8 protein-coding genes are annotated in these 7,080 nt (G+C 36.1%); 2 read left to right on the plus strand and 6 right to left on the minus strand.

Going from position 1 to position 7,080, the window contains the following annotated elements; translation table 11 throughout:
• Positions 1-664 precede the first annotated feature (664 nt).
• The 3 genes from Q0A12_RS02145 to Q0A12_RS02155 all read right to left on the minus strand — a co-directional run bounded on the left by Q0A12_RS02145 (position 665) and on the right by Q0A12_RS02155 (position 2,213).
• On the minus strand, positions 665-877 hold the full coding sequence (locus tag Q0A12_RS02145) for a hypothetical protein (RefSeq protein ID WP_042253400.1): 213 nt from the start codon (positions 875-877) through the stop codon (positions 665-667).
• A gap of 376 nt (positions 878-1,253) precedes the next feature.
• Complete coding sequence (locus Q0A12_RS02150) at positions 1,254-1,613, minus strand: hypothetical protein (protein ID WP_060416933.1); 360 nt, start codon at positions 1,611-1,613, stop codon at positions 1,254-1,256.
• Between the two features lie 12 nt (positions 1,614-1,625).
• The gene (locus Q0A12_RS02155) at positions 1,626-2,213 is read right to left on the minus strand and encodes a site-specific integrase (protein ID WP_291291073.1); all 588 of its coding nucleotides are present in this window, start codon (positions 2,211-2,213) and stop codon (positions 1,626-1,628) included.
• Positions 2,214-2,289: 76 nt separating this feature from the next.
• Here Q0A12_RS02155 and Q0A12_RS02160 point away from each other — a divergent pair, with 76 nt between their 5' ends.
• Together Q0A12_RS02160 and Q0A12_RS02165 are read left to right on the plus strand one after the other, a co-directional pair.
• Positions 2,290-2,568, plus strand: coding sequence for a type II toxin-antitoxin system prevent-host-death family antitoxin (locus Q0A12_RS02160; RefSeq protein WP_010620850.1), 279 nt, complete (start codon positions 2,290-2,292; stop codon positions 2,566-2,568).
• Positions 2,568-2,924, plus strand: coding sequence for a type II toxin-antitoxin system YafQ family toxin (locus tag Q0A12_RS02165; RefSeq protein WP_046783591.1), 357 nt, complete (start codon positions 2,568-2,570; stop codon positions 2,922-2,924). Before Q0A12_RS02160 ends, Q0A12_RS02165 begins: the two co-directional genes overlap by 1 nt.
• A gap of 306 nt (positions 2,925-3,230) precedes the next feature.
• Here the strand turns inward: Q0A12_RS02165 and Q0A12_RS02170 are convergent, their stop codons facing one another.
• The 3 genes from Q0A12_RS02170 to Q0A12_RS02180 all read right to left on the minus strand — a co-directional run bounded on the left by Q0A12_RS02170 (position 3,231) and on the right by Q0A12_RS02180 (position 6,984).
• The gene (locus tag Q0A12_RS02170) at positions 3,231-4,646 is read right to left on the minus strand and encodes a glycoside hydrolase family 32 protein (RefSeq protein WP_119463189.1); all 1,416 of its coding nucleotides are present in this window, start codon (positions 4,644-4,646) and stop codon (positions 3,231-3,233) included.
• Positions 4,647-4,654: 8 nt separating this feature from the next.
• Positions 4,655-5,887, minus strand: coding sequence for an MFS transporter (locus Q0A12_RS02175; protein WP_291291074.1), 1,233 nt, complete (start codon positions 5,885-5,887; stop codon positions 4,655-4,657).
• A 122-nt stretch (positions 5,888-6,009) separates the two neighbouring features.
• Positions 6,010-6,984 (minus strand): LacI family DNA-binding transcriptional regulator, encoded by a 975-nt coding sequence (locus tag Q0A12_RS02180; protein ID WP_119463184.1) that lies wholly within the window; start codon positions 6,982-6,984, stop codon positions 6,010-6,012.
• Positions 6,985-7,080: the final 96 nt, after the last annotated feature.

Below are 7,080 nucleotides of genomic sequence, written 5' to 3' on the forward strand. Positions count from 1 at the left end.
CTACAAAGCTCTATCTATAAACAGACAAAACTCTATCTATAAACAGACAAAACTCTATCTATAAACAGACAAAACTCTATCTATAAACAGACAAAACTCTATCTATAAACTCCTGTATTCCCTGGGAGAGTAAGGCTAAAAGGGGGTCTAAAAGAGGTTTAAAAGAGGTTTATAAAAGAGGTTTAAAAGAGGCAGCACTGTACGAGGTCAAAACCTAGCAACAAAAAACATAAAGGAGTGAGCTAAAAACTAGCTCACATTCAACTCCAGTCGCTACGCTCCTTGCGCCTCACTCTGTTCGTTGCCAGATAAGGTGTGGCAAGCCACGTTTATTCGGGCGCTGACGCCCCGAACCCCGTCCAAGCTGAACCAGCTTGACCGCTTTTTCACTCGCCGTTAGGCAGGAAAGCAAAGTTTTATAGAAACTTTGGCTTTCGCCAATTCAGTGTTAAGACTGGTTTAGAGCTGTCAATTCCTTATGCTCCCACGCTTTGCTCGTCCGCTACCATTGACAGCAAACAGTTAGTTTTTTTGAATCTTAACAAGAACTTAACTGCTATGTTCGTTTTTTAGGGCCTTATTTTTCGTTTCTAGCAATTTTAAGACTATTCATATACATTTATACCAAAGCAAAACAAAAAGCCCTCAGCAGGCTCTTAGAGGGCTAAATAACGAAGCCAGGACGATTAATAATATCTTCTTGTCTTTTTTGCAAAACATAAGTGTATAAGGAATCATACAGATTCCTCTTGATCTCATCAGGTTCATTGACAGAAGCTTCAAACAATTCTTGAATATCAACTTGCCAAGGATCAGCAAGCATTTCATCAATTGGTTTTAATACTTTCTTTTCGTCCATCTTAATGACTCCTAACATCAAAATAATGCTTTCAGTTTAGATTTACAGATCTTACAACACCGTTATTCAAAATTTGTTACCAAGCTTATAAAGATTCTCTGCACAAAGCAATTAAAAAATTTTGGCTTAAAACAGCGTAATCTGCAACACTTTTTAAATATTTAAAACATAACAATCTTAGTTAGGTGCAAACATAAATTGAATTAAAAATACAGTCAATTCAACAACAGCAGAAATTGATTTTATGGTTATCAGCAGACCGAGTGAAATGAGGTCAATGCGCACTTACACCCTTGACAAGTGTCAAGGGTAGATTTAATCCCCATTTTGATGGGGATTATTTGTATTAGAAGGCTAACGCCAACTATCAAAAACCTAGAGTTAAATCTTAAGATTAATCAATCACATTATGAAGGATCCAATGACTATAAGCAAGACGAGCACCGGGAGTTATTACCCAAGGGTGATTAATTTCGAAAATTTGAATTTCAGTTGCTAAGTAAAGTGGCGTCTTACCATGATTAAAAGCAAAAACGGGTTGCGGAAAATCAGGCTTACTAGCAACTTGATGAACACTTTGACGAGAGTTCATCTGCCAACGAATTTTTAAATCTTCACGCGACAATAATTGCGGTAATTGTGTTTTTTCAATTTGAGCTTGTTGCTGCAACTTTTGTGTAAAGGCTTGTTTAGTCTTGTTTTGATGCCAATCATCAAAAAGATCATACTTGTTTGATTTAAAATCTAAATCCATAAAGCCAGCCTCCTAACCAAAATCAATTTTATCCAGCATCGTTTCAGTACTAGCCTGGTCTAAGCCTAAATAAGCTAAGGTCATTGCTTCACTGGAATGATTTAATAAGTGCATGACCAAACCAATATTATAATTAGATTGTGTGTAGACGCGATAAGCCCCGGTTTTGCGCATTGTGTGGGTCCCTAGATAATTAATTCCTAACAGATTGCCAACCTTACTCATAATTTTGTAGAACTGTTTTTCCGTGATATGGCGCTCGGGGTGTTGAATGGAAGGAAAGAGCCACTCAGAGGCTAGTCTATGATCAAGTAGCCATTGACGGTACAATAAGAGCTCTGTTTGAACTGGTTTAAGATACAAGGTATTAGGCTTACCCGTTTTTCGGTCGTGAATGAACGCATTTTGTTTAATAGCACCGTCCGGATTAAAAATATCGGTTTGTTTTAAGCGCATGACATCACTCACTCGCAGTAGCGTAGCTTTGCCAACTTGAAAAACTGTATAGTTACGCCGGCCAGCTTTAAAGTTGTTGAGTAAGGTATCTTGAACCTCTTTGAGAACGTTTGAATCTTTGATGGGTAAGACAACTTGTTGCATAGTTTTAGCTCCTTAAAAAATTGATTTTTAGTACAAATTAAATTACAATATTAAGTACAATGAAAGGGTGGTAAATATGACATTAGCACTAACACAGAGCGATTTTCGCGCTAATCTAAAAAAATATTTAGATCAAGTTAATGACGAAGACGAAACCGTTTATATTGCTCGTTCAAATAGTCGCGCAGTAGCCATCGTTTCACAAGAAAAAATGGACTGGTTAGAAAGAGCATTAAAAGCTAAAGAAGGTTCGTTAGAATATGCAATTGCACGTGATCAGTTAATTAAACGCCATGTTTTACCTGACGATGAAATTGTTGAATCAGATGATGGTTATTGGGGTCAGTTTAAATAATGAAAAAACTAAGATTTAAACCACGTGCAACCTTTAATGCTGATCTAAAACGGTTAGCCAGTTTAGACAAATCTATTATTGATGAAGTTCGAGCAGCCATTGACCTGTTGCTTGAGCAACAACAATTACCATCAGAATTTGAAGATCATGAGCTTAATCGGCGAATGAGCGGTTATAATGAATTTCACTTACGAGATACCCCGAAAAACAAAACACCAAGCGAAACTAACGATGTCCTGGTGGTTTATACGATTGATAAAGATGAACTAGTCTTAATTGGCATTCGAGTCGGATCGCATGATCGTTTATTTCCTGGTCAAAATCGTGCTAAAAGGTATCGAAAAAATGACAAATAGAAGAAGTTATTTTTATAATATGAAAATAAATAACCCCTAATATCTACATTATAGATATTAGGGGTTATTCTTTCAATGTTTTTGAGGGGCGATTTGTATATTATAGACCCTAAAATGCAACACATAGTTTTTTATGCTAGCTTCTCAATGTCCTATGTGTTTTTGTATCTTATCGGCCTGGCACATAGTATGAATTGGTGGCATTTTTACATTAATGCTCGAAAGCTGACCGTGTTTTATCCCGCTCTCGTTTTTATTTTTCAGCCAAATTTAAATTTTCATGAAGGGTGACAATATAACTCTAGCTTAGAATTTAACAGCTTTATTCTCCAATTCATAAACGGTTGCAGAAACTTCTGTTAATTCACTAGTTAGCAAGTTCAAATCGATTGCGTCTGCGTAGACTCTTTCAGTAAAGGTTCTCTGACCATTATTAATGAAAATTTCGATTGAACTAGTATCAACATATACGTGCATTTCTAATTTATCTGAAACGGGTAAAATTGCTTCACGTTCTGGATCGTCACCAGCACGATTTAAAATTACTTTGCCCAATTCTTTATTGTATTTTACATTTAGAATATCGTCACCACTGGCATTTGTAAACGCAATTCCAGCTTCATTAGTTTGTTTCAAATCAAAATTAACGTCAGCTTCGTATTGTTTAATGTTTTTAACAATCACTTTTGTTCCGTCCACTTGATGTGATTCGTCCAATAATTTTTTAGTTCTTAGTTGTTCCAATTCTTTAACAGGTCTCATTTGCAAAATATTATCTTGATAAATCAATTCTCTTGGCAAGGTCAAGGCTCCAGCCCAACCATCTGCACTCTCTGGCATAGGACTTTCCCACATATCCATCCAACCGATCACGACTCTACGACCATCTGGGGTCAAAGTTGTTTGAGTAGCATAGAAGTCATGTCCATTATCAATTTCAGAGAACTCTCCACGAACGAAACTGTTATCTTTATATTGATATTGACCAACAAAATAACCAGTTTCATTGAGATTCTTAAAGTGGCCATCGTTTTCTTTGATTCCTTGAGGTGAAGTTAATAGGAAGTCGTTGTCACCTAATCTGAAGAAGTCGGGACATTCCCACATATAGCCTTCTGTTTCAACACCGTTGGATTGGGTGATCGGACCGATATAATCCCAGTCAACTAAATTGTCAGATCTATATAAGATAACTCGACCGATACCCTCTTTATTTTGACTACCAAGAATCATGTTCCAACTACCATTGTTATACCAAACTTTAGGATCACGGAAATGTTGCGTATTATCTTCAGGACCATGAGCAATGATGGGATTATTCTCATACTTTTTGAAATTGATTCCGTCTTCACTGATAGCCATGTTTTGATTTTGCCAAAAGTTATCTGGATCTCCATCGCCATAATAGTGGTGACCTGTATAAATCAGATACATCTTATTATTGAAAACGACGGCACTGCCAGAGAAACAACCGTCTTCATCTTCTTTATCTCCCGGAGTCAAAGCAATAGGCAAAGTTTCCCAATGAACTAAATCCTTACTGCGGGCGTGTCCCCAGTGCATTGGTCCCCATTTAGCAGCCTTAGGATAATGTTGATAGAAAATGTGATAATATCCTTGAAAATAGCAGAAACCATTTGGATCATTGATCCAACCTGATGGTGCCATAACGTGATAACCCAATCTGTAACGTGTATTATTTAATTTAATTTTTTCAGTCATAATTTCTCCTAATTTTGTAATGGCATATCAGTTGAATCATCTGCAGCTAATTGTGAATCACCCTTCTTCAAAGTAAAGACAGCAATCACGGCAAATGTAAGTACGAAAATTCCTAAATATAAATAAGTTATCTTGAAGCCAAATGAATCGTACATTTTACCAACAAGTGAAGATAATCCAATAGTTCCGATTTGTCCGGCAAATTGAAAACCGACCAGATAGAGGATCGATGATAATCTTGATTCAAAGTTAGCATCCAAGTATTTGAATACTGAAACTAAGAGGATTGGTAATTCGAATGAGTGAATCAATTTCATTAGTGAAATCAAAATTGGTCCAGTAACGATTCCAGAACCAGTCATTCTAAAGGCCATCAAAAAGGCAGCCAATAGTAACGAATTACGAGCACCCAATTTGTTAACAATTTTGGGTGCTAGGAACATCATTCCAGCTTCAAGGAAGACTTGGAACGAATTCAAATAACCAAACATTTGATTACCTAATTTTACAGTTGCAAATTGTTCCGCAAAGTAACGTGGAAATTGTTGATCATAAACTCCGTAAACACAGGTAACACCTAAAACAAAGACGATAAAGAACCAGAAGTCCTTTAATTTGAATAGGTTAAAAACATCTTTAACAGTAACTGATTGAGCTTTTTTAACTTCAACTTCAGTAACTTCAACTTTAGTCGTTAAGATAATTAAAAACATGATTGTTGAAGCGATAGATGAGATCCAAAAATTATAATTAGGATTGATATTGATCAATTGTCCGGTAAAGAATGTCATGACGGCCCAACCTAAAGAACCCCACATCCGAGCACGTCCATATTCAAAATCATATTTGCGGCTAATTTTTTCAATGTAAGATTCAACCGCACCGATTGAGGCTAAGTATCCTACACCTAGGTAAAGCCCACCAACGATGGCACCTAAAAGAACGTTAAATTTCAATAATGGTCCGTAAACGAAGATGAAAAATGGACCAGCAAAAATTAAAATAGCACTTAAATATGTTAAAAGATCTTTCCGAACGCCAAGTTTATCTGAAATGAATCCATATAAGGGTTGCATTATCAGAGTGAACGCAGCATTCACAGCAAAAATAAGTCCGGTAGCTTCACCGTTTAGATGGATCTCTTGTCCTAACCAAATAGCAAATAAGGAATAACAAGCTGACCAACTAACAAAGAAAAAGAAGAAATAGGCACTAAGTCTAAAATAAATATTTTTACGCATTTTCAATTGCTCCTCGTAAAATGTCAACCGGTTGACATTTAATTATTAAAAAATAAGCACTTAACAAAACTCATTGTAAGCACTTACAAGAGATATGTCAACCGGTTATCATAAATTTTATTTTAGACAGATTTTCCTCGCCATAATTTTACTGGAAAAACCTTATTCCCTTCAATCTCATCACCATTGATCCTTGCCATGAGCATATTGACAGCGGTTTCGGCCATTTTGTCGATTGGTTGGACAATTGTTGTCAGTCTTGGCAACAACGTTCGCGTAATATAAGTTCCATCATAACCAACAATTTTAAGATCCTCAGGGATCTTATAACCTAATTCAGTTGCAATATTCAATACCAGTGAGGCATCCATATCATTTGAAATAAACATTCCATCAACATCTGGATGATCTCTGAAGATATTTCGGAATAGGGTTTCCTTTTTGGCACGGTCATCAAAATCAATATAATACGTTATTGGTTTCAAACCATGCTCTTTCATGACATCTTGATAAGCAATTCTTCTCTCTTGAGTAGGTGATTCAAGACTCTTAGGGCCATTGGTATGGATTATTATTTTGGCATCATGCTCAATCAATAATTCGGTAGCTATTTTTCCACCTTGATAATTATCTGAAGAAATCACTGGTATGTCTGGATTAACAATTCGGTCAAACGCTATAATTGGCAAATTTGAATTCTCATATTCGGGGATCCCTTGGTTATGAGCCCCAACAATCAAACCGTCGACTTGATGAGCCATTAATTGTTGCAAATATAGTTCTTCTTTCTTAGGGTCATTCATCGAATCACCAATCAGAACTTTAAAACCATTATTGAACAAACGTTTTTCCATACCGGCAATCAATTGACTATAAAATGGATCGTTGACTGTGGGAAAAATTAGACCAACTAACTTAGTTTCTTGCTTGAATAATTGGCGTGCTACCACGTTGGGACGATAATTGAGTTCATCCATAGCTGAATGAACTTTCTTAATTGCTTTTTCACTTAAATATCCCCGACTATTCAAAACTCGAGAAACAGTTGTTTTTGAAACGCCTGCTAATTTTGCTACATCATCTATTTTTACTTTCATTATCGCTTCACCATACCATCTTTGTGTCTGGTTCAATTATATCAGAATGCAGTCTAAATATAGTTTTCTAACCTGAATCTATCAGGATTTCTGCAA

This window comes from Enterococcus sp., from assembly GCF_022711995.1.
In the GTDB taxonomy this organism is placed as follows: Bacteria; Bacillota; Bacilli; order Lactobacillales; family Enterococcaceae; genus Enterococcus_D.